This window comes from Desulfobacca acetoxidans DSM 11109 (genome assembly GCF_000195295.1).
In the GTDB taxonomy this organism is placed as follows: Bacteria; Desulfobacterota; Desulfobaccia; order Desulfobaccales; family Desulfobaccaceae; genus Desulfobacca; species Desulfobacca acetoxidans.
In genome coordinates this window covers 2,467,156-2,489,950 of sequence record NC_015388.1, presented here as the reverse complement: position 1 = coordinate 2,489,950, position 22,795 = coordinate 2,467,156, and the positions used below count along the sequence as shown (strand labels likewise).

General features: G+C 52.0%; 19 protein-coding genes, 1 pseudogene and 2 riboswitches. Of the genes and pseudogenes, 14 read left to right on the top strand and 6 right to left on the bottom strand.

Going from position 1 to position 22,795, the window contains the following annotated elements:
- The 8 genes from cobM to DESAC_RS11095 all read left to right on the top strand — a co-directional run bounded on the left by cobM (position 1) and on the right by DESAC_RS11095 (position 11,756).
- Positions 1-780, top strand: a complete 780-nt coding sequence (cobM, locus tag DESAC_RS11130) for a precorrin-4 C(11)-methyltransferase (protein ID WP_013707173.1) — start codon at positions 1-3, stop codon at positions 778-780.
- Positions 737-1,810, top strand: a complete 1,074-nt coding sequence (locus DESAC_RS11125) for a cobalt-precorrin 5A hydrolase (protein ID WP_013707172.1) — start codon at positions 737-739, stop codon at positions 1,808-1,810. Before cobM ends, DESAC_RS11125 begins: the two co-directional genes overlap by 44 nt.
- The gene (gene cobJ, locus DESAC_RS11120) at positions 1,807-2,574 is read left to right on the top strand and encodes a precorrin-3B C(17)-methyltransferase (protein WP_013707171.1); all 768 of its coding nucleotides are present in this window, start codon (positions 1,807-1,809) and stop codon (positions 2,572-2,574) included. The genes DESAC_RS11125 and cobJ overlap by 4 nt, the downstream gene beginning before the upstream one ends.
- 72 nt (positions 2,575-2,646) lie before the next feature.
- A riboswitch (cobalamin riboswitch) is annotated at positions 2,647-2,834 on the top strand.
- A gap of 215 nt (positions 2,835-3,049) precedes the next feature.
- Positions 3,050-5,368 (top strand): TonB-dependent receptor plug domain-containing protein, encoded by a 2,319-nt coding sequence (locus DESAC_RS11115; RefSeq protein WP_148231237.1) that lies wholly within the window; start codon positions 3,050-3,052, stop codon positions 5,366-5,368.
- 291 nt (positions 5,369-5,659) lie between these two features.
- A riboswitch (cobalamin riboswitch) is annotated at positions 5,660-5,848 on the top strand.
- Positions 5,849-6,010: 162 nt separating this feature from the next.
- Positions 6,011-6,778 carry a DUF2162 domain-containing protein gene (locus DESAC_RS11110; protein WP_013707169.1) on the top strand — a complete coding sequence of 256 codons (768 nt, stop codon included), beginning with the start codon at positions 6,011-6,013 and terminating at the stop codon, positions 6,776-6,778.
- The gene (locus tag DESAC_RS11105) at positions 6,775-7,380 is read left to right on the top strand and encodes a MotA/TolQ/ExbB proton channel family protein (protein ID WP_013707168.1); all 606 of its coding nucleotides are present in this window, start codon (positions 6,775-6,777) and stop codon (positions 7,378-7,380) included. Before DESAC_RS11110 ends, DESAC_RS11105 begins: the two co-directional genes overlap by 4 nt.
- Positions 7,349-7,687 (top strand): DUF2149 domain-containing protein, encoded by a 339-nt coding sequence (locus DESAC_RS11100; RefSeq protein ID WP_013707167.1) that lies wholly within the window; start codon positions 7,349-7,351, stop codon positions 7,685-7,687. The genes DESAC_RS11105 and DESAC_RS11100 overlap by 32 nt, the downstream gene beginning before the upstream one ends.
- On the top strand, positions 7,674-11,756 hold the full coding sequence (locus DESAC_RS11095) for a cobaltochelatase subunit CobN (protein ID WP_013707166.1): 4,083 nt from the start codon (positions 7,674-7,676) through the stop codon (positions 11,754-11,756). Before DESAC_RS11100 ends, DESAC_RS11095 begins: the two co-directional genes overlap by 14 nt.
- Positions 11,757-11,919: 163 nt before the next feature.
- Here the strand turns inward: DESAC_RS11095 and DESAC_RS11090 are convergent, their stop codons facing one another.
- The 5 genes and pseudogenes from DESAC_RS11090 to DESAC_RS11075 form a co-directional block, all read right to left on the bottom strand.
- Complete coding sequence (locus tag DESAC_RS11090) at positions 11,920-12,600, bottom strand: hypothetical protein (protein WP_013707165.1); 681 nt, start codon at positions 12,598-12,600, stop codon at positions 11,920-11,922.
- Positions 12,597-12,704: pseudogene (locus DESAC_RS17020) on the bottom strand (hypothetical protein); the annotation flags it as partial. The pseudogene DESAC_RS17020 and the gene DESAC_RS11090, both read right to left, overlap by 4 nt.
- A gap of 238 nt (positions 12,705-12,942) precedes the next feature.
- On the bottom strand, positions 12,943-13,359 hold the full coding sequence (locus tag DESAC_RS11085) for a MauE/DoxX family redox-associated membrane protein (RefSeq protein WP_013707164.1): 417 nt from the start codon (positions 13,357-13,359) through the stop codon (positions 12,943-12,945).
- Positions 13,346-13,855, bottom strand: coding sequence for a rhodanese-like domain-containing protein (locus tag DESAC_RS11080; RefSeq protein WP_041283944.1), 510 nt, complete (start codon positions 13,853-13,855; stop codon positions 13,346-13,348). The genes DESAC_RS11085 and DESAC_RS11080 overlap by 14 nt, the downstream gene beginning before the upstream one ends.
- Positions 13,856-13,870: 15 nt before the next feature.
- Entirely contained in the window at positions 13,871-14,290 is a 420-nt protein-coding gene (locus tag DESAC_RS11075; protein WP_013707162.1) for a hypothetical protein, read from the bottom strand.
- A gap of 122 nt (positions 14,291-14,412) precedes the next feature.
- On the opposite strand from DESAC_RS11075, the gene DESAC_RS15360 reads away from it, so the two are divergent.
- Complete coding sequence (locus DESAC_RS15360; protein ID WP_013707161.1) at positions 14,413-15,033, top strand: HAD family hydrolase; 621 nt, start codon at positions 14,413-14,415, stop codon at positions 15,031-15,033.
- A 60-nt stretch (positions 15,034-15,093) separates the two neighbouring features.
- Here DESAC_RS15360 and DESAC_RS11065 read toward each other — a convergent pair whose 3' ends face one another.
- The gene (locus DESAC_RS11065) at positions 15,094-16,446 is read right to left on the bottom strand and encodes a TolC family protein (RefSeq protein WP_013707160.1); all 1,353 of its coding nucleotides are present in this window, start codon (positions 16,444-16,446) and stop codon (positions 15,094-15,096) included.
- Positions 16,447-17,262: 816 nt separating this feature from the next.
- Between DESAC_RS11065 and DESAC_RS11060 the strand changes: the two genes are divergently transcribed.
- From DESAC_RS11060 to DESAC_RS16090, 5 genes are all read left to right on the top strand, one after another.
- A complete protein-coding gene (locus DESAC_RS11060) occupies positions 17,263-18,411 on the top strand; it encodes an efflux RND transporter periplasmic adaptor subunit (protein ID WP_052301948.1) in 1,149 nt (382 codons plus the stop codon).
- A gap of 49 nt (positions 18,412-18,460) precedes the next feature.
- Positions 18,461-19,141 (top strand): ABC transporter ATP-binding protein, encoded by a 681-nt coding sequence (locus DESAC_RS11055; protein WP_148231235.1) that lies wholly within the window; start codon positions 18,461-18,463, stop codon positions 19,139-19,141.
- Positions 19,142-19,211: 70 nt separating this feature from the next.
- Complete coding sequence (locus DESAC_RS11050) at positions 19,212-20,213, top strand: CPBP family intramembrane glutamic endopeptidase (protein WP_148231234.1); 1,002 nt, start codon at positions 19,212-19,214, stop codon at positions 20,211-20,213.
- 69 nt (positions 20,214-20,282) lie between these two features.
- Complete coding sequence (locus DESAC_RS11045; RefSeq protein WP_013707156.1) at positions 20,283-21,509, top strand: ABC transporter permease; 1,227 nt, start codon at positions 20,283-20,285, stop codon at positions 21,507-21,509.
- Positions 21,510-21,837: 328 nt separating this feature from the next.
- Positions 21,838-22,755 (top strand): VPLPA-CTERM sorting domain-containing protein, encoded by a 918-nt coding sequence (locus tag DESAC_RS16090; RefSeq protein WP_013707155.1) that lies wholly within the window; start codon positions 21,838-21,840, stop codon positions 22,753-22,755.
- The last annotated feature ends 40 nt before the right edge of the window (positions 22,756-22,795 follow it).

Below are 22,795 nucleotides of genomic sequence, written 5' to 3'. Positions count from 1 at the left end.
ATGACAGAGCGACATCCCGTAATCTTTGTGGGAGCCGGACCTGGAGATCCGGAGCTTATTACCGTAAAAGGCATGAAGGTCCTGTCTCAGGCGGAAGTGCTGCTTTATGCCGGTTCCCTAATATCGCCCGCCGTTCTGGCCTGGGCACCTCCCGAGGCAGAGATGGTGGACACTGCCCCCCTGGCCCTGGAGGAGATTGTTGCCCGCCTGACTGCGGCTCACCGGGCTGGCAAACACGTAGTGCGGTTGCACTCCGGGGATACCAGCCTGTTTAGCGCCCTGCAGGAACAGGTGGCGCTTCTGGAACGAGAGGGTATCCCCTCCCGGGTGATACCCGGAGTCACTGCGGCGTCAGCGGCCGCCGCTGCCCTGGTGCAGGAACTGACACTGCCGGAAGTGGCGCAGACGGTCATTCTCACGCGGGCGGAGGGCCGGACCCCGGTTCCGCCGCGGGAAAACCTCCGGTCGCTGGCGGGGCACGGCGCCACCCTGGTGATTTATCTCAGCGTCCAGCTTCTAGACCGGGTGGTAGAGCAGCTGGCCGACGCTTACGGTCCGGAGACACCGGTAGTAGTAGCCTACCGGGTAAGTTGGCCGGATGAGCGTCTTATCCGGAGCACCCTGGCCGATATTATACCCAAAGTCCGTGCAGCCGGCATCAACCGCCAGGCCTTGATCTTAATAGGCCCGGCCTTGGCTACTTCGAAGGATCGTCTTCAGGTGTGCTCACGTCTCTATGACAAAACCTTTGCTCATGGCTACCGGGATGCGGCCGATTAGAGTGGTTGCCCTGACGCCCGCCGGAGTTCGTCTGGCCCGGCGTCTCTGTCAGACCCTGGAAGGCACTGAATGTTGGCTTCCGGCCTCTTGGGCAACAGCCGGGGAACATACTTTTGACAGGCTGACTGACGTCTTTGCCGAGGCCTTCACCAATGATCGCGATCTGGTATGCATTATGGCTGCCGGGATCGTAGTACGACAAGTAGCTCCTCTTCTTCAGGGCAAAGACCGCGACCCTGCGGTGGTAGTGTTAGACCAGGAGGGCCGATTTGCGGTGAGCCTTCTTTCCGGCCATCTCGGGGGGGCCAATGAGCTGGCCTGTCGGGTGGCCGCAACTCTCGGCGGTACTCCGGTAATCACTACTGCCACAGATATCCAGGGGCTTCCTGCTTTGGATCTTTTGGCTGCCCAAGCTGGGTTGATCATCGAAAATCCAACCGGGGTTAAGGAGGTGTCCATGGCTCTCCTGGCCGGCAAACCCGTGCGATTGGTGGACCCCGAGGACCGCTTGGCCACGGTTCTGGCAGGGTATCCTCATCTTTTTCACCGGGAAGCCGCCTTGGAAGCTGCACTGGCTGGTAGCCCCCAACCCACGGTGTATGTGGGTTGCCGGGAGCGGTCTTGGCCAACTGGATGGCTGCGGCTGCGTCCCAGGAGCCTGATTGCCGGGGTGGGCTGCCACAGGGGCACTCCATCATTGGAAATACTGGATCATATTCAGGAGGTTTTCCGGCAGGCCGGGCTTTCACTTCTTTCCCTGAAGGCGTTGGCCACCATCGCCGCAAAAAAAGACGAGCCGGGGCTCAAGGAAGCGGCCCGTCGGCTGGAAGTGGAATTGTTATGGTATACCGCAGAGGAACTGGAACACGTGCCGGTGCCGCATCCGTCAGCACAGGTGACCCGCCACGTGGGTGCGAAGAGCGTCAGCGAAGCCGCAGCCCTGAAGGCGGGACAGGGGGAACTCCTAATACCCAAACACAAGAGTGCCAACGTCACCGTGGCAGTAGCCCGGGCCATCTGGCCATCGTGAGTCTGGGACCGGGAGCAGTAGAATATCTGGCCCCTAAGGCCCAAGAGGCCCTAAAGGCTGCTCGGGTGGTGGTGGGTTATCAGACCTACATCACCTTGATAACCTCTCTCCTGACCCACCAGGAAGTGGTGGCTACCGGGATGCAGGGTGAAGTCAAACGCTGCCAGGCCGCCATCGACCGGGCCCGAGCCGGCCAGTGGGTGGCCCTGGTATCCGGCGGGGATGCGGGTATCTATGGTATGGCCGGTTTGGTCTTGGAACTCTGTGCCGTGCAGGGCCTTAAAGTGGGCCAGGTTGATAGCAACGACGAGTTGGACTTTTCTCTCGAGGTGATTCCTGGCATCCCGGCCCTAACGGCGGGAGCCGCGCTTTTAGGAGCCCCTCTGATGCACGATTTTGCCGCCATCTCGCTGAGCGACCTCCTCACCCCCTGGGAAATTATCCAGCGAAGGGTTGAGGCAGCGGCTCAGGGTGATTTTGTCATCGTCCTCTACAATCCCAAAAGCAAGAAACGGGATTGGCAGTTGAAAGCGGTGGTGGAGCTTGTCCTCCGCTATCGGGAACCTCTCACCCCCGTGGGTCTGGTAAGGCGGGCCAGGCGCGCGGGAGAGGAAATCATCGTGACCACTCTGGAGCATCTCCCGAAACAGCCGGTGGATATGCAAACCATCATTATAGTGGGCAATTCCCAAAGTTTCCAATACGGTCCCTACCTGGTTACGCCGCGAGGCTATCTCGCCAAATATCAGGTGGGGGACCAATAGACGTTCTAGGCCGGGATTAAAGGCGGGTAATACTTAACTATTCGGAAGGGAGGGGTGCCTCTCCAAAGACATTTTGTTGTTAAAGTTACAGGAGCCCTGAGGGGCTTAATAGGGAAGCCGGTGCAAATCCGGCACGGTCCCGCCGCTGTAACCGGGGACGAATCCTACAGTATGCCACTGTCTTGGGCAATGAAGATGGGAAGGCGTAGGGAAGAGAATGATCCGGGAGCCAGAAGACCTGCCTGTAACCGAGATGCCGCGTTTTAACGTCGTATTGAGACCGGCTGAGGGGCGAGAGATAGGTAAATCTTTCCAGCCAACCTGAGGAACAAGCTAAACTGGGTGCAATCCTTGGGTCCATAAGGACTCAAGGATTTTTTTTGGTCCATCAATGAAGAAGAACAGGGTAAGGGGCAAATAAGATGTTGATGGTGGCAACAACTACGCTTGAGAAATCATGAAAGGGGAAAGAACAATGAAATGTTGGTTGTCTGTTCTGGTAGTCTTAGTGGTGTCGTCTGGGATTGGGTCTGCTCAGGAGTGGGACCGGAAAGTATCGTTGCCGGAGGAAGAGGCCACTGTTGGCCGGACTACTGTGGATACCCAGGCAAAAATCTTGGAGGATGCAGAAAAAGTCCATGGCATCGATAAGGTTGTCGTGACGGCTACCAGGACCGAACGCAACCCCGACGATGTTCCGGCCAGTATTACCGTTATCACCAAGGACGACCTAAGGAAACAGAACATCAAGACGGTGGACGAAGCCTTGGCCCAGGTTCCCGGAGCAGTCGATAATCGGCGCCGAATCTATGGAGATAGTATGACCAACGTGAATCTGCGCGGTTTCCCGGCGGAGGGCCAGAAACGCACCTTGGTTCTGCTGGACGGCCAGAACATTGCCAACGCCTACAGCAACGGCGTGGCCTGGAGCAGTATGCCGGTGGAAAATATCGAACGCATAGAGGTAGTCCGGGGACCATTTTCCGCCTTGTATGGGGGCAACGCCATGGGCGGGGTCATCAATATCATTACCAAGACCCCGAAGAAACTGGAATGTGTAGCCCAGGGCGGCTATGGCACCTACGATTCCTGGACCTACTACCTCGGAGTGGGGGACCGCCTCTGGAATAAAGTGAGTGTTCAGGCGGGATTTAATTATCGCATCTCCGCCGGCTACCCCTCCAGCCTGGTGACCAAAACGGCCAGCACGGGGACCCCGGCCACCCAGGTGGTGGGCTGGCAACCTACTCATACGACCACCGGCACCCCCACCAACATTATTGGAGATACCGGTGATTATAACTGGAATGATTACAGTATGAACGGCAAGATAAGTTGGGATATCGCCCCGGGCCATAGGGTTGAGTTCAGCACCCTGCAGAGCTGGAACGACTATGGCTATGATATGTACCATTCCTATCTGCGCGATACCGCCACCGGCAGCTCAGTGGTCAGAGGAACTGTGGGTCTGTCTGGTACCAACACCCAATTTAAGAATCTCCAGGAAGGAGCCTTCCTGAACGGCGACGGGCGCGATCAAACCCAGGTGTATAATCTGACCTCCGATAATCAGCTTACTGAAACCACGAGGATCAAGTTTCACGGGGGGCTGCTGAATCAACCGACTAATTGGAGCGCTTCCCCCAGTTCCTCCAACCCACTGACCACTTTCAGCGGGGGGCCTGGAACCTCCTCTTTCTCCCCAAGCCAGAACTGGATAGCCGAATTGCAGGTGGACCAGGCCATCGGCCAGAAACAGCAGTTGGTGGGCGGCATCTCTTATAATAGCGGCTGGTCGAACAGCAAGACGTATTCGGTGAACAATTGGCGTTACCCTGATGCGGTATCGACACTCACCCAAATGAGCGGCGGCCAGGACCGAAATATTGGGCTCTACCTCCAGGACGAAATCGCCTGGCATCCCAAGTTCAATACGGTGCTCGGGGTCCGGCTGGATTGGTGGGAGACTTACGGAGGTAATTACATGGCATCTGCCGGTACACCCACAGTATACCTGCCTGGCCGGAGCAAACTGGCGCTCAGCCCCAAACTTGCCTTTCTCTATCGTCCTCTGGAGTGGATGACCTGGCGGGCATCTGTGGGACGCGCCTTTCGGGCTCCAAATATTTATGAACTTTACCGCACGTGGCTAGCCAGCAGCGGTACCCTATACAAGGGCAATCCCGATCTGATCCCGGAAACTGCTACCTCGTGGGAGATTGGCACCACCATGAAACCGCTGGAAGGGATGGTCTTTACCGCGACCTACTTTGAAAATTACGTTGATGATTTGATTTATCGGGTGACCGATCCTGCAGACATCACCGGCAAAACCCAGATTTATAAGAACGCCGGTAAGGCGACCATTAGAGGGGTTGAGCTGGAGATTACCCAGAAGCTCTGGTCCTGGCTGGAGGTTTTCGGCAATACCACCCTATTAGATGCCCGGATCAACGAGAATCCTTTTAATCCGGAATCAGTGGGTAAAAAGATCACCTACACTCCCCGACAGCAATTCAACTTTGGGATTACGGCTACCTATTGGAAAGTCAAGGGATTTCTCTCGGGACACTATGTCAGCAAATTGATAAGCAGGGACGACAACAGCGATCAATACAACAATGTCTACGGTTCCTACGATCCCTATTTCACTCTGAATTCCAAGATAATCTTTACCCCGGTGAAGTATATGGACCTCTCCCTGTCGGTGGATAACATGCTCGATCGGGAATACTTTTATTACTACCCCTCGCCGGGCCGGACCATCTGGAGTCAGATAACGCTGAGATTTTAATGACCGCTACCCGGTGGTTATCTACTGTTGGAGTCACAGGCCGATACCTATTTTCTCCTTGACAGATTCGGAGGGGAATTTTAAAGTTAGCCAAGGTAATGCTCATTACCAACGGGTTACCGGCGAAGCATGAAAATTGGTGCCGGTGAATTTTAGAAGGCGGGATGCCTTTCGCTTTCCTGCCCTACAGCACTGCAGCACCGGCAGGCCAATACGGAGGAGCGGGTTTCAGACCCGCCGGAAGGTTTTTACAACAAGGTTCCGTAACCAACCAGAAACTTTTTTCTGACTTAATAGGGTCATATTACAGGCGCCCTTCGGGGCTTAAAAGGGAAGCCGGTGCAAGTCCGGCATGGTCCCGCCGCTGTAACCGGGGACGATACCTGCGAGATACCACTGCCCGTGCTGAAGCCGGGTGGGAAGGTGCAGGAATAAGGATGATCCGGGAATCAGAAGACCTGCCTGTAAATCAATATGTATTGCCCAACGTGTGATTGGGGATAACGCGGCCGCTCGGGATGGAAAACCGACACGGCTTAGCCTAAGGACAAAGCAAGCTGGGTGCAATCCTTGGGTCCATTTTGGGCTCAAGGTTTTTTTTTGGCCTGAGAAATTGAATCTCTCAGGACAGAGGGATAGACGATGGATCTAAACCTGATCTTGTGGATCGGCGGCATGTTATTCAGTCTGAGCGTCTTTGTGGTAAAGGTCGGCTTCGGACTGGGACTGGGGCAGGTGGGTTGGCGGGGTCTGGTTTTGACGCTCTTATTGTATCTGGGAACCTTTCTGTTAGCTGCAGGGTTTTGCGAAAGTTTGATCAAGATCCTGACGCCGCTGGTGCGAAAAGGACCATATGTCCATATTGCCATGGCCTTAGGCATGATGGTCTGGGGCTTATATCTCATCCACAGCTGGGCAGGATCAGATTCCGGGTGTGGGGTGCACGCCGGCTGCCGTCAACCAGCCCACCCGACTGCCACCCGGTCGGCCCGGCCACCAACCTTATTCCTTCTTCTTCCCTGTCCCGTCTGCCTGACGGCCATAACCTTTTCCACCTGGGCGGCCTTACAGGTGATCAAGTTGCCTGCATGGGTGGTGGGGCTGGGATTGGGTGCAACGTTTATCATCTTGTCGCTGCTGATTTATCTGGGCCTCAAACTTTTCACCCTGAGATCAACCCGGTTAAATCAGAGGATCGGCCTCGGTTTAAGCATGTTGGCCATAGGCCTGTATTTTCTGAGTTCTCTTTTTCTTCCGGCCCATATTGAGGCGGCCAAAAGCATCTATCAATCGTTTGCCACGGAGGGAGGCAACTTGGTCCTGGTTGAACATATCGGCGTTTTTTTCCTACTCCTGGCCGCCTTGTTGGTCGGCTTCCTGATGAATAAACGACGCGAGGTTGGTGAATGAATATTCTAGCGGGTCTTGAGACGTTTCTCTACGTTATTGCCTCAGCTCTGTTTTATCCGGTAGTAGTTGGACTTATTCTGCTTACTTTTTGGATCGTGATATCTGCCGGCGGTTTTCTGCGGGAATATATTGACCGGCGGCAGGGAAGATCGGTCGGGTTACGGCGCTATCGAACCATGTTGGACTCCGAGGTTTTGACTCTATCAGCCAACCTCGATCTTGAGTTGGAAAAGCACCTCCAGGAGTTCGAACTTGAGCTAATTAAGGGTCTAGATAAGGTCAGGTTTGCTATTCGGGTGGGCCCGGCCGTGGGTTTAATGGGGACCTTGATTCCCATGGGCATTTCCCTGGCGGCCCTGGCCCAGGGAGACATGCCAAAAATGGCGGGAAGCATGGTCACGGCCTTTACTGCCACCGTTGTCGGTCTGGCCTGCGGGGTGGCGGCCTATCTCATGTCGCTGATAAAAGAAAAGTGGGTGCGGGCCGACATGCGGGAGATGGAATATCTGACGGAATTGCGGCTCCGGCAGGCCAAGGCCCAGAGGTCGGATATCCGGGCGGGAGAGGAAGATGAGTTTATTAAGAAGACCGCGGCGGTTTGATAGATACGACGAACCCCTGGAAGACCCCATCTCCGGAGTGGCCAACCTGTTTGACGCCAGCGTCGCCTTTATCGTCAGCATGATGATCGCCCTGTTTATGGCTTATAACATGCTGGACCTGGTAAACCCCAAATCCGAGGTGACCATCACCAAGAAGAACGCCGATGGCCAGATGGAGATTATTACCAAAAGTGGTAAGGAAATCAAGGTTAGAAAGGTGACAGACAAGAAACTTAGCGGCGAAGGCGTCCGTCTGGGAACGGCCTATCAGCTTAAAGACGGCAGGGTGGTGTATGTCCCGGAATAAGGCGGCTGCAGCCGATGGAACATTGAAGTCATGGCGGCGGTTCATCCTGGCTCTAAGTTGCCTCCTGTTTTGGCTCTTCATTTTTCCGGGATCAGCCGTTGCCGCCAAGGTGAAGGTCAGCCTGCTGTTGGGCGACATCTCTTCCAAGGTCGCCACTGAAGCGGTAAAGGCGGTCTATCAGGATTATCCGAACTTAAGGCAAAAGGTGGAATTCCATGTCTATCCCACCTCAGGTATCCGGGAGAAGAATCTGCTGCCCTTGAAAGAATCCCGTCTGATCTTAGTCTGGATCATGGGACACAACCTCATCGAGGCGGTGAAACCAGAACTGGAAGCAGCTATAAAAAAGGGAATCAAGGTCTATTACGTCGGCGGCGGCACCTATGACGATGACCAGAAAAAGATGGGGATCAGGGCCGATAAGAAGATGGTGGCCTATTTTTCCCAAGGTGGCCTGGAAAATATTAAGAATCTTATTCTCTACAGCCTTAAACAGGAACTTGGTTTTGAGGTCTCTTTCCGGGATGAGGTGGTGCAAAATCCCGAAAGTGGTATCTATGAATACAGAACCCGCAAGGTCTTTGCCGATTTTGAGGCCTATAAAAAGGCCTATGCCTACCGGGATGGCCGTCCCTGGATCGGGGTGGTTTTTTATAAAAATTCGATTGATGGAGGTCAGGCCAAGCCCCTGCATGCCGTCATCCGCAGCCTGGAGGAGGCCGGTTTTAATGTCCTGCCGATCTATGGCCGACCGCTGGAAGAGGTGATGGCGAAGTTCTTTGCCCCAGGCGGCAGCCCCTTAAAAAGCCGGGTGCGGCTGGTGATAGCCCAGGGGATGAAGATCGGCATCAACCCGCAAATTATGATTCCGCTGTTGACCAGGCTTAATATCCCCTTGATCGATGCTATTTCCCTCTATGGCCGCAGTCGACAGGAGTGGGAGCAGTCCGCCGTCGGCCTGGATATCTTTGAGCGCGCCTTCCAGATAGCCAACCCGGAGATGGCCGGGATTATTCAACCGACGGTGATCGCTTCCAAAGAGAAGCGGATAGATAAGAGCACCGGGTTTGAGTATCTGGAGGAAAACCCAATACCGGAACGTATTGCGCGGCTTACCGCTAGAGTCAAGGCTTGGGTCAATCTTCAGGATAAACCCAATAAAGATAAGAGGATCGCCATAGTCTATTACAACTATCCACCAGGTAAACAGAATATCGGCGCCTCCTATCTGAAGGTATTGCCGGATAGTTTGTGGGAAATTCTGCTGAAGCTGAGGTCCGCCGGTTATGACGTCGGCGGGTCGGAGGTTGAGGGGCAGAGACCGGGGCTAAGCAAGGAATTATTATTCGAAGAGATTCATAATTATGGCCGCAATATCGGCAACTATGCCCCGGGTGAACTCGATAGACTGGGACGGCGGGGGAAGGAGATGGCGGACCCAACCTCCCCGCCGGTCGGCCATGGAAATGAACCGGTATTGATTCCTCTGGATACCTATAAAAAGTGGTTCGAAAAACTGCCGGAAGGCCTGAGATCTTCCGTTGTCAAGAGTTGGGGGCCGGTGGAACAGAGCACTATCATGATCTGGTCGGATGCGGCGGGCAGGAAATATCTGGTTATTCCGGCGGTGAGATACGGCAATATCCTGTTTGCCCCGCAACCGTCGCGTGGGTGGGAGCAGGATGTCAAGAAACTCTATCACGACCTGACTATCCCACCCCATCATCAGTATGTTGCCTTTTTCCTCTGGCTGAAAAACGGCTTTCAGGCCGATGCCGTAGCCCATATCGGGACGCACGGCACTCACGAATGGCTGCCGGGCAAGGAGGTAGGCTTTACTGGAGCAGATGCGCCGGAGGCCTTGATCCAGGATCTGCCTAATATCTATCCGTATATCGTCGATAATGTGGGTGAAGGTCTACAGGCTAAGCGCCGCGGGATGGGGGTCATCATCGACCATATGACTCCGCCTTTTGATAAGGCCGGCTTAAACAGAGAACTCAAGGAACTTGTCGCCTTCCTGAACGATTATGGTGTTGCCAAGGGAAAAAGCGTCCCTCTGGCCGAGGCCAAACTGAAAGAGATCAATGCCCTGGCCAAGAAAATCGGTTTGCTGACCGATCTCAAGATGGAGGAGATCAAGACCGAGGACGAGATAGAAGAAGTTGAACATTATATCAAAGAAATTGGTGAGAAACAGACCCCCTTCGGGCTGCATACCTTTGGGAAATCACCGGAGGCGGCACGCCGAAAAAACATGGCCGAAGCGATCCTTTCTCTTGATAGCGGTCTGCTTCCAGAGGAAAGAACTAAAAAACTGGCGGAACTGGAAGACCGGATAAACCGGTCCGGCCCCCGTGAACTCGATTCCTTTCTCGCGGGCCTCTCTGGCCAATACATCCCGGCCGGCCGGGGGAACGACCCCCTCCGAAATCCTGATTCCCTTCCTACCGGCAATAATTTTTATGCCTTTGATCCGACGCGGATTCCCCCCAAGGCGAGTTATGAGCTGGGAGTAAAATTGGCCCGGGAACTCATCGACATTTATAAGGCCAAACACGGACAATACCCTGACAAACTCACTTTCAACCTGTGGTCGACCGAGACCATTCGGCATGAAGGGGTAATGGATTCACAGATTATGTATCTCCTGGGGATCAAGCCCAGATGGGATGAACGGGGCCGGGTCATCGGCCTGGAAGTCATATCCAGAAAAGAGCTGGGCCGGCCGAGGGCAGACGTGACCATAATTCCCTCGGGGCTTTATCGGGATCTGTTTCCTAATCTCATGGACTGGCTGGATAAAGCTGTGACCCTGGCCAAACAGCAGGATGAAGCGGACAACGTTCTCCGAACCAATTACTTGCGTATCCGACAAATGCTCTTGGAAAAAGGCGTGGCCAAAGACCAGGCGGAACGACTGGCTACCGTCCGAATCTTCACGGAACCACCCGGCGCTTATGGTACCAACCTGGATAAAGTGATACCGCAATCCAATACCTGGGAACGGGAGCAGGAGGTGGCGGAGGTCTATCTCCGGCGGCTGAGCTATGTATATGGCCAAGGATTCTGGGGGGATAAGATCCAGAACTCCGGGAAAAACGGCAAGGATAAAGAGGACTTGAGTCTGTCCTTGCTAAAGTCTACCCTGTCCGGCACCAAAGTGGCGGTGCACAGCCGTTCCGGCAACGTCTATGCTACTCTAGACAATGATGATTTTTTCCAGTATCTGGGCGGTACGGCCATGACCATCCGCACCCTGGACGGCAAGACCCCGGAGGTCTATGTCACCAACATGACCAATCCCAGGCTTCCCAAGCAAGAAACTCTCGAAAAGGCCATGGGCCGGGAGATGCGGTCGAGATATCTTAATCCCGAGTGGATTAAGGGCATGATGCAGGAAGGGTATGCCGGCAGCAGGTTTATTGACAAGGTCGTCGAGCATCTCTGGGGCTGGCAGGTAACGGTTCCCGAAACCGTAGACGCTGCCAAATGGAACGAAATGTACGAGACCTATGTGTTGGATAAAAACGGTCTAAATATCAAAGAAATGTTCCGAAATTCCCGGAATCTGTTTGCCTATCAATCATTAGTAGCTCGAATGCTGGAGACGGTAAGAAAAGGATACTGGAAGCCAGACAGACAGGTCATTGAAACTCTCTCCCGGGAATATGCCGAGAGCACCAAAGAAGTGGGGCTCGCGTGTTGTGATCATACCTGTAACAACCCTTTGTTGACGGAATTCACTGCTTCGGTGCTGATGTCGGTGCCCGGACTGGAGAATCAGGCGAAAGAATTTAAGCAGGCCCTGGATATGGTCAAAAATCCGCCGTCAGGAGCAAAGGCTGTAAGCGCCCCGGCGGCTCCGGAGGGAAAAAAACCGCCCGCGGATGCGCCGCCCCAAGAAGGTCAGGTCTCTACCCAGGGCGACCACCAAAAGGTGGAAGGCTACGAAGTACAGGAGACAAACCGCTCGGGGTTTTCCGCCGCACCCATTCCCTATCTGTTTATCGCAGGTTTTTTGGTCTTCCTGGCGCTCATCAGGTGGGGCTGGCTGAAAAAGAGATAAAGGGAAACGGGATTAGTCAGAAAGGAGTTTCGAGTTCCGAGTTAATAAGAAAAAAATTCTGCACAGGCTGAAAGCCTGTGCCACCGGCAGATGATTTTCATGGTTTGTGGGTGGCCAAGAGGTAATGGCAATGAGTATCTAAAGGAGAAACGCCAGTATATCATCACTCTCGGCGTGTCGGGGGCATGTCTTCTGCATCCTCTGAAACCGGCGGCAGAGCCCTTTCGGGATTAACCTGGGTAGGTATTAATGTGCCGGTATCTTTGTCAAAGACAACTCCATGACGCTCCGCCAAGGCAAGGAGATACTGATATTCCATTGCCTTCTTGGCCAGCCGGTAGCGTAGGAGCAGACTGATGGGAAAATAGAGCATGCTCAGGGCAATGATACCGATGACCACGTAGGCGCCCCAAAGCCCCAGGGCCGAGAACAGCGCTTTGAGATAGCGCAATACCTTTTCGGGTTGGTAAATGGCATAGAAAAAGGCAGCCAGCAGGGAAAGACCTATGATATAGCTAATCAGCGAAAACTTGTGACGAAGGCGGTGCCAGAATTTCTTTTCGTCTTCGCCGCTGCCTTTCAATGAAGGATTGAGGAGATCAAATCCCCTGACGATGATGCCGAAAACCAGCAACATGACCACCGGCGCCATAGAGGATGCCAGCAGATATTCTTTCCAAGGAAAGGGGATGATCCTAACCTCGCCGCCAAACCACCCTTCATCAATCTGCCAGACGATAGTAGCCGCCAGAATGATAACTTCCACCAGGCCCACAAAGACCAGGAAGCTGTTAAAGATATATTTTCTCTCCACCGGATCGTGGAGTTCGAACCATTTGCTCATCTTGAGCCCTGAATCCTGAGTAAAGGCAGGCCTGATGTATCATTCTGTCCCACTGCGATATTGGACCTTATGGACACACAAGCCTGCTGCATCTGATTGCGTAACCCGTAATCTGTCCCGAAGAGATCCTATTGACTGACGCAAGAGATGTTTTGGTCCACTGAGGCGCTTTTTGCCAGACAATGAGATCTTCAAATCTTGATATTTTATTCCTAGCTTGCCATATACCCGGCAGAATAAGCAAAAAGCAGAATCATAAATTTTCTCTATTATAGCATATTGGAAGAAGAATGCCATGATTGCAGGAAGATCCTGGTGCTGCAAGGTATTCCCAAGGTTTTTTTACTCAGGACTCAGCACTCGATACAGCCAGGCGGCCGCCAGGAGCAGCATGCTGTCTTCAAGCAGCACCAGCCAGCCAACCCGGCGGTTGGCCAGCAGCCCGCAACCGCAGTCGATATCCAGACCGCGAGCCATGGTGAAGAGCATAATGATGAGAAAGATACCCAGCAGGGATATGAGAGTGAGGAGGGCGCTGCGGGGTTTGAAATATAGGACCAGACTGCTGGCGCATACTACCTCAATCCAGGGAATAACGGCGGCGGCCAGAGCAAGAAGGAATTGTGGAAGGAGTTGATAGGCCTCAATAGCAGCGGCATACTGAAAAGGCTGCCAGATTTTGATCAGTCCCGCATAAAAAAAGACGCCGCCCAAAGTCAGGCGGAGCAGCCATGCCAGCCAATGTTTAGCGGGAGACATCGACAGGATAACCGGCCTGATCCCAGGCCCTGAAACCGCTCAGGAAGACCGCGACGCGAGAGAAGCCGAGACTCTGCAACCATTCCGCCACCTGCAGGCTGGCGTGGCAGTCCTCATTGCCGCAATACACTATGACGGGTTGTTGGCGGTTCACATCTCGTAGAAACTGAGGAACCTGGTTAGATTCCACCTGTGCCGGAGTGAGGTTAAGAGCGCCTTCGATGTGCAACTCCTGATATTCCTGGTATGGCCGGGCGTCGAGAAACAGCGTTTGTCCCTGCTGATGACGTACAAAAGCCTGTTCCAAGTTAAAGGTGCGCACCCCCTCCAGACGCCGCGCAGCTTCCTGTTGTTCCAATTGTTGCAGAGTGTAAATCAACCGGCCCTGAAGACCTTGATAGATCATGGGCCAATGCCAGATAAGACCCAAGATTAGGGCCAGGCTGCAGAAGAACAGGGACCACATCAGGTCCTGAGCCACATAAGTCCGCCGCACCGATAGAAGACCCCTTTATTGCGGTTTCGTTTCGCTTCCTTCGGGTACGCTGACCGCCTCGGATGCGGTAAAGAACTTTTTGCTTCCCTGAAAGAAAGGTAGCGGGGCAAAACCTTCAACGTCCTTGGACCAGCCTTCGGCTTTGCCGTAATGAAAATAACGCCAGACCCGTCCGGTTTGAAGGTCGGCCATAAAGGTCTTTCCGCCTTCTGCAACTAATTGGAACCGGGTGCCCAGAGCTCGAGAAGGGGCTCCTTTCAGGTCTGTCTCCGAACCTTTGGCTACCTGTAGATTAAAATCTTGATTTTGCAGGGCCTTAGTGACCCGGCGATTGATTTCCTGATCCAGATAGGGACCGTAAATTAAGAAGATGCTGGCACCGATAATCCCGATTAATAAAGCCCAGATAAAAGTCCAGCCTGCGCTTCTGGCCATGACTCCTCCTTTCAGAATTGGCACGCTCCTTAAAACCAGGCCGCTTTGCCATTCAACTCTTTACATGTATGAAATTTAGCGATAAAAAACAATCTGTCAACGCCTTAAGGGAGGAACCGGCTATGATCACCCTCGGACCCTCAAAGATTAAACTCATCACCTTTGATCTAGGTAATGTATTGGTGAGAGTTGATCATGGGCGATTCTGCCAGCGGTTGGCCAAACTCGTACAGGCAGAAGCCCAGCACGTGTTTGACTACGTTTTTAATAGTCCGCTGGAGCCATCCTACGACACCGGCAAGATTACCTCAGAAGAATTCTTCCAGCAGATTGCAGCATATTTCCGTCTGTCTCTGACGTTTGAGCTCTTCGTCCGGTGGTGGAATGATTTATTCGACCCGATGCCAGGAATGGAAGCGGTAGTGTCCAGACTAAAGGAAAGATTCCCCCTGTACCTCCTGTCTAACACCAATCCTTTGCATTTTGAGCATATTGTCGCCAACTATCCCATCGTGCGTCATTGCTCCCGCTTTATTCTGTCGTATCAGGTGGGAAGCCGAAAACCGGAACCGGGCATCTATCAGACTCTGATTCAGCAGTCAGGGCTGGCACCGGAGCAGATCATCTTTATCGATGATAAACCGCTTTTTGTCAAAGCTGCTCAAGAACATGGCATCCGGGCCCGGCAATTCACTTTCCCAGCCGTTTTGCAGCAACAACTGGCCGCCGAAGGTTTGTGGTAACCGGATCTTTAGGAATTCCTAAAAAAACAATCGATTGTTTTCCGATTCCCTGATCCCGGTTTAATACGCTTTTCCGATAGCCCTTTCCAACCCGGCTTCAGCGGTCTTGAGGTCATAGACGGATCGGATATAGTTCAGTTCAGCTTGAAAAAACTTAACCTGGGCATCAGTGACCTCAATGATAGAACCGACGCCAGCCTTATACCGGCCCTGCGCCAGGTCCCAATTCTCACGGGCAGCCTGTTTGGCCTTTTCAGTTGAGCGGATCCTTTCAGCCGCAGCCCCGACATCTAAATAGCTCTGTTCCACCTGCTTGTTAATATCCTGGCGCAGGACTTCGGTATTGGATTCCGTAGCCCTAAGACTGGCCTTGGCTTGGCGGACCGCGTAGGTGGTGGCGAGACCTTCAAACAGAGGGAAATTCATCTGGACCGAAACGGACCAGGTGTCGCGCATTCCGCCATACGCCTTTCCCTGGGTATTCTGGACACCCTGGGAGGTAAGGGTTGGAAAATATCCGGCCTTGGCGGAACGCAGCGCCTCCTGGTCAGCTTTCTGCTGGAACTGATTTTTCAGATACTCGGGTCGGGAGCTGAAGGCCTTGTCTTTCGCTTCGTTAAGGTCTATGAGTTTGGGTTGGGTGTCTAACTGAAAAGTCAGTCCGGCATAAGGCCAGGATTTGAGACCTAAAGCGGTCATTAAACTCACCTGGCTGATTTGAAAAGTATTGCGGGCGGTGATTAGATCAGCCTGGGCATTATATAAATTAGCTTCGGCAGTGGTAACGTCGATCTTGGCCTTGACCCCCACCTGATAAAAACCTTTCGCTTGTCGCACCAGGTCTTCATTCAGGCGGACGTTTTCCTCACTTACCTTCACGGCTCGTTGAGCCGCCAGATAGCCATAAAAAGCGTTCTTGGCATCTAACACCACCTGCTGACGGGTATTCGCCAGATCCATTTTTGAGACTTCATATTGGGCCTTCGACTGGCCGATCTGACCCAAGGTTTTGCCAAAATCATAGAGCAGTTGGTTTACAGTATTGCGATGCACCACATAATCGCTGATAACGCCACTCGAAGAGGCGAAAGCAGGCCCTCCGGAAGGAAGATTAATTCCGGTCGAAGGTACCGAATTACCATAATAATATGACGTCGAATGCGTTGCCTGAGGTAACAGATTAGCCCGCGAAACCCCGATCTGCGATTTAGCTGCCAGAGACCGCTCTTTGTATTCGACGATGGCCGGATGGTTTTTCAGAGCCACGTTGATCGCTTCATCTAGAGACAGCATCTGCCCGGTCGCCTGCGGTTGTGCCAGCCCGGGAATGGCAATAAACAGAGCGGTCAAGGTGATAAAGACAGAAAGAACGAACTGCAAGATACCCCCACGATACACTTTAATGTTTGGCAAAGAAAAATCCGATAAGTCTACAGGCAATGAGGTTTAACCTTAGGAACAGGCCCATCAACCTTTAAAGGAAAAAAAATAACTGTAAGATACCACTAAAGACTATGGCAGCACCATATTTTTCCAAAGATCAAAGAATTTTTGGACTCTTGAAATGGATATCTTGATTGAAGGTCTTATTTGTCTATCTTACTTAAGATACTTGCTTTATATTGAGAGTCAAGCCTTTTATCATGGGTGTGGCGCCTGGCGCCAATCCATCAGGTTAAATGGAGAAGGCTTATCAACCGCCAAGCACCTCTAACGGTGTTTGAAATTTAATGCAAGTTGCGTTTATTACATGTAAATATTAATAGTTGGCCTTAATCTGGCAAAGTTTTTCATAGTATGACAGGTTATCAGAAAATTTTCAATTGTTTCCTCAGCCGCGCGTTGATCCTGGATACGTGCCAGGCGATTTCTCGTTGACAGCTAAAAAATCGGCATTTAATATGAAAGGGTAAACAATCCAAGCTTTCAGAATAGTAAATTCGTAATTAATTTACCATGTTAGCTGAAAACGGAACATTCTTGAAAAATAACCCCGCCTTGTTTTAGAAACATTTAAAACATTAATGAATCAGATGCCTCTCGTAGTCGGGAAGGTTGTGGCGTACTGAAGTGCCAGCCGTGGCTCATGGATTATCCGGTTGGGATTTTGGAAAAGGTCTCTCAAGGAATAAAGATAGGTCAGAAGTCTTGGATATAGCTATGACAATCCGAAGGGATAAGAGCAGTGGAAGTAGTGAGGCAATAATCCCGGGTCAGGGGCCAGTTCGCTTGAACTGCCTCATATGGGCCGGTTTTCTTATAATTAATCTGATTCTGCCAGGGTGTAATTTTGCGACTGAGTCAGATCGCTATGTCACCAAGCCGATCACGCGGATGGATCTGCAGCAGAGTGTTGTAGCCAGTGGTGCCATCAACCCGATAGAGACTGTCCTGGTAGGGGCTCAGGTCTCAGGGATCATCAAAGAGATTCTGGTAGACTACAATTCTGAGGTTAGGCGTGGCAAGGTGATTGCCCGGATTGATCCCAGGGTCTTCGAAGCCAAGGTGGACCAGTGCAGATCGGCGCTGGAGCTTGCTCGGGCGGAAGTCGAAAAGGCTAAAACCAATCTTTCCCTGGCCACGTCACAATTTAAACGTTATGAAAGCCTCTGGCGTCAACGCCTGGTGTCGGAGTTGGATCTGGACAACAATCGGGCTCTGTATGAGACAGCCCAGGCGGAATTTCGGGCTGCCCAGGCGCGGGCTTCCCAGGCAGCCGCCCAATTGACCGAGGCGGAAACCAATCTGGGGTACACTAATATTACTTCACCGGTAAACGGCATCGTCATTTCCCGTAATGTCGAGGTCGGCCGGACTGTAGTGGCGTCTTTTCAAACCCCGACGCTTTTTACTATTGCCCAGGATTTGACTCAGATGCAGGTGGAGGCAGCCGTTGATGGGGCGGAAGTAGGAGATATTAAGGTAGGGCAGGCAGCAACCTTTACCGTGGATGCCTATACTGATAAGGTCTTTTCCGGAAAGATCGATCAGGTGCGATTAGCCCCCCAAACTACCCAGAATGTAGTTACCTATACCGTTCTGATCCAGACCCCGAATCCGGATCTGTTATTGAAACCGGGGATGATAGCTACCGTCACCATATTGACAGATGCAAGAACCGGGGTTTTGGCAGTACCGAATGCCGCTTTGCGATTTCAGCCGCGTGGCCACACGGCTCCGGAAGCTGCGGGCAGACATGTGGTCTGGCGTCTTGAGGCGAATGAAGTGCCAAGGCCTGTATTGGCAAGCTGTGGTATCAGTAACGGTCTCTGGACCGAACTTAAAAATAGTCCTCTGCAGGAAGGTGACCTGGTAATTATTGACCAGGTCTCCGGCACCCGAGGGGGAGGCATGGGTTTACGAAGTTTATTTTATTAGATATTACTGATCTCGAAATTCAAAACTTGGAATTTGAAACTACTATCAGATACCGGTGCTCATCACCCTTCATAACATAACCAAGATTTATCGTCCGGGCGCTTATCAGATATACGCCTTGCAAGGTATTTCTTTGGGTGTGCCCCCAGGTGAATTTTTAGCTGTTATGGGGCCTTCGGGTTCAGGAAAATCCACCCTCCTGCATATTTTGGGTTGTATGGATCAACCCACTGCCGGAGAATACTATCTTGCCGGACAGATGATATCAAACCTATCGGCCAAAAGTCTGGCCAAAATCAGGAACAAAAAGATCGGCATGGTTTTTCAATCATTTTTTATGCTGCCGCGTTTTACGGCGCTGGACAATGTGGCGCTGCCGCTGATGTATGCCGACACGAATGGCAAAAGTGAACGAGAGATGGCGGGCGCCGCTTTGGCGAAAGTAGGCCTTGCCGACCGCGCCCACCATCTGCCTCAACAGTTGTCTGGCGGGCAGCAGCAGCGGGTTTCTCTGGCCAGGGCTTTAGTAAACAATCCCGAGTTGCTGCTGGCGGATGAGCCGACCGGCAATCTAGACCGCGAAACCGGCTTCCAGATTATGAAATTGCTCATCCAGTTGAACCAGAGTCAGGGATTGAGCATAGTAATGGTGACCCATGATCTGGAGATGGCAGCATTTGCCGATCGGCGGATTGTTTTGCGAGACGGCTTCATCATCTCGGAATCCTGATGATTTTCATGAGCTGTAAGACAGCCGCGAACCATGAAAAGAGGTTATCGGTAGCCCAGATTTTCAGCCTGTGCATCAATCATTATCCGATTGCGGCGGGATGCACGGCGCTTTCCCACCCTGGGCAACCGACCCCCGACCACTGTATTTCCTTGATAATATGAACCACAATAATCGCGATAATAAAGCCTTGGCTCTGGTCCGCAATGGATTGGTAGCTGCTCGCAGGCTGCCGCTGACGCCGGAGACAATCAGAAGAGGGGCACAGACAAGAATTTTCCATTGTGGTGAGATTGCTGTTATTTCAATGGTATATTTCTGGGTGGTGTGGCAGGTGGCGGCCGACGTTCCCTCGCAGGGTCTCGGACTCTTTCCCATTCTCGTCATCCTTATGGCCGTTTTTTATGTCCTCTATATCTCACCGGTTCTCATTCACCATGATTCTTTAGCTGCCCGAGGTCTGGGGCCGGCTCCGGGATTTTTGTTCAAGAAGGATAACTTCATACCGGCTCTGCAAAACTTTGGGGCTTGGACTATTGTGGGAATTGCCGGTCTCCTCCTGGCCGGCTATCTTCTTAATCCAAGCTCGGCCTTTCGTCTCAATGGATATTCCCTGGCAATTAGGTTTATTCTCTATCTCCTCTCCGCTCTGGCCCAGGACGCCCTTTTCTTCGGTTTTTTTCTCCGGCGCTGGCAGGCGGTATTCGGGTATGCGACTGCGGCGGCACCTGTTTTTCGAAAAAACAATGTAATCGGCCAAGCAGCGGCAAGGGGGCTAGATAGAGTGGGGATGCTGGCAGTTGTCGCTAATGCTCTCCTCTTTTCGCTCTATCATCTCCCCAATCCACCATTGATGATCCTAACCTTGATAATGGGTCTGGTTTGGGGCCGGGTCTTTGCGCAATTCCCCAATCTAGCGGTCGCGGCTTTGGGGCATGCTCTTATGGGAACCATTTTACATCTGGTGGTGAAGGTGAACATTATCGTAGGTTCCTTGTATTATTCAGGTTATAAGAGTTTTTATCGATTAGTCTTTCCTTTTATGGAACCTCTCATTAATGGCGGCTTTTAATTACGGATATATAAACCCAGCGGGCGTCTTTTTAAGACTGCCTTTGGTCTCGAGCCGAAGAAAAGGGATATGAGATTCGGTAAGTGTCTGAGAACTGCGGCGGTGTCGCTCTGGATACATAAATTGCGCAGCTTCCTGACGGTACTAGGGGTCGTGATCGGCGTTAGCGCCGTAGTTCTTGTCTGGGGTCTGGGAGCCGGCGCCCGCATGGTGGTAGCCCAGCAGATTTCCGGAGCCGGCGCTGGGCTGCTCATGATAATATCAGGGGCCACCAGTAAAGGCGGCTGGCGGATGGCCATGGGGACAGCCCCTTCTTTGACCATGGGGGATGTTCAGGCTATCGGTAAAGAAATCCCGGAGGTCGAGCATGCCGTGCCGGTCTGGGGAGAGGTGGCGCAGGTGGTTTTCAGCCCTTTGAACTGGTCCACCATGATATTAGGAACTACTTCGGAATTTGCCCAATTGAGAAACGTTGACTTGGTGGCTGGACGTTTTTTTAACGCCTCTGAATGTCATCGAGGGGCTAAAGTCTGCGTTTTAGGGTATACGGTGGCCCAGAATCTTTGCCGTGGCAAGAACCCCATCGGTCAGACCTTGCGCATTAACAATATCCCCTTTGTTCTGATAGGGATAATGGCTCCCAAGGGTCGCACCCCCGACGGTCGCGATCAGGACGATATGGTATTGGCACCCCTGGAAACGACACAGAAATCTCTGTTCGGGACGGCCCTGCCAGGAGTGGTGAAGTTTGTCCTGGTATCAGTCGCCGATCCCACCAAGCTCGACACAGCCCAGTCAAAAATTGACAATCTGCTCACTCAACGTCACCGTATCCGACCTGGATTCGAAAAAGATTTCTCCATCCGCAACCTGACCGAAATCTTAAAAACCTGGGAAATAGCCATCACAACCATGACTTGGCTATTGTGGGGCGTAGCTCTCATATCGCTGTTGGTAGGCGGCATCGGTATCATGAATATTATGTTAGTTTCCGTAAAGGAACGCACCGCCGAGATCGGTCTGCGGATGGCAGTAGGGGCTGATCCATGGGATATTATGTTGCAGTTTTTAATGGAGGCCGTGGTCTTGAGCGTCAGCGGCGGGTTTGTGGGGGTGGTTCTGGGGGCGACCCTGGCTCAGTTCATCGGCCGTCTTTCAGGCTGGCCGATCCACTTTTCCCTGGTACCGGCCCTAACGGCTCTGTTGATCTCTATGGCGGTAGGTGTCTGCTTCGGCTTCGTCCCGGCTCGCCAGGCCGCCCGGCTCCATCCCATGGACACCTTGCGATACGGCTAAAGGAATGCAGGGGAAAAGGGGATTGTAAATAGATTATCAACAGAATAAAAAGCACGGGGTAATGGCTCGCTCCTTACTTGCGATTCATGCCCGTGACCTCATATTGACAATCAATTTCCATGAATTATAGAAGGGGTTAAAATATTAAAGTAAGATTCAATTTGACAGGTGAATTTGAAATAGTGTAAAATCGGCCGAAAGAGACGTCTACAAGGACGTGAAGCGGAGAGCCGCGGGTCTAACATGGAAGAAAAGAGAGCCGGGTTGCCTGAAAAGGTAGCTCGGCTTTACTATTTTTAAGGATAGTTCATGATGGGGGATAATATCGATGAGAGCTTACGTTCTATTAATTATTGCGATGCTTGCCTTCGTGTTAAATTCAGTTTCAGCCTCTGCACTCACTTATTTGTCGGTAGGAGTGGAGGGATATAATCCGCGCATTAACAATTATGGTGAAATTGTCTACACAACGAGCAGTGGCAGTATTGTTTCCAGCGTGAGGGGAACGATTCCGAATCATGGGATACATCCTATCCAACCTAATCTTAATGACTTAGGTGAAATTGTGTATGCAGATTCGAGGCCGTCGGGTACAGGGCCTTGGACTATATACTCCACCGAGCGAGGTGAAATTGCATATGGAGATACATCTCCAGCAATAAACAATCATGGTGAAATTGCATGGGCATGGGGTCAAGCATATCCGCGCACACTGTACTCCAATGAGCGCGGGATACTTATGCAGCTCCTTTCCTATGACGCAGATTTTATCTCAGTAGACATGAACGATGGCGGAGAAATTGTTTGTGCCTATAGAGATTATGATTTTTCCTATAAACTATTTTCGTCGGTAGCGGGGCAACTTTTAGAATTTGATCACAACCTCGGCAATGTTTCAATTAATAATAATGGAGATATAGCGTATAGATATCTGAATAATAATTTTAGATGGGATTACGCTTCTCTTGAGGGAGAGAGGTTGATCGATCTTGATGCGGATGTATTTCAATTGGGTCAATTTGATCGGAATGATTACGGGGATATAGTATTTAATATAGATTATCCGGGGTTAAACGGTTATTATCTTGTCCTGGCCACTGATAGACCGGAATATTATCCCAATTATAGTCCATTTGATCCCGATGATATTAACCACGTCCCCCTCCCTGGGGCTGTCCTCCTCTTAGGTGCCGGCCTGGGTCGTTTCGCCCTCTATAGCCGTAGGAAGCTGGCAGACAGGAATTAGCTTGCGCGATCGAGATAATTTTTGAAGCAGGGTTAGAGAT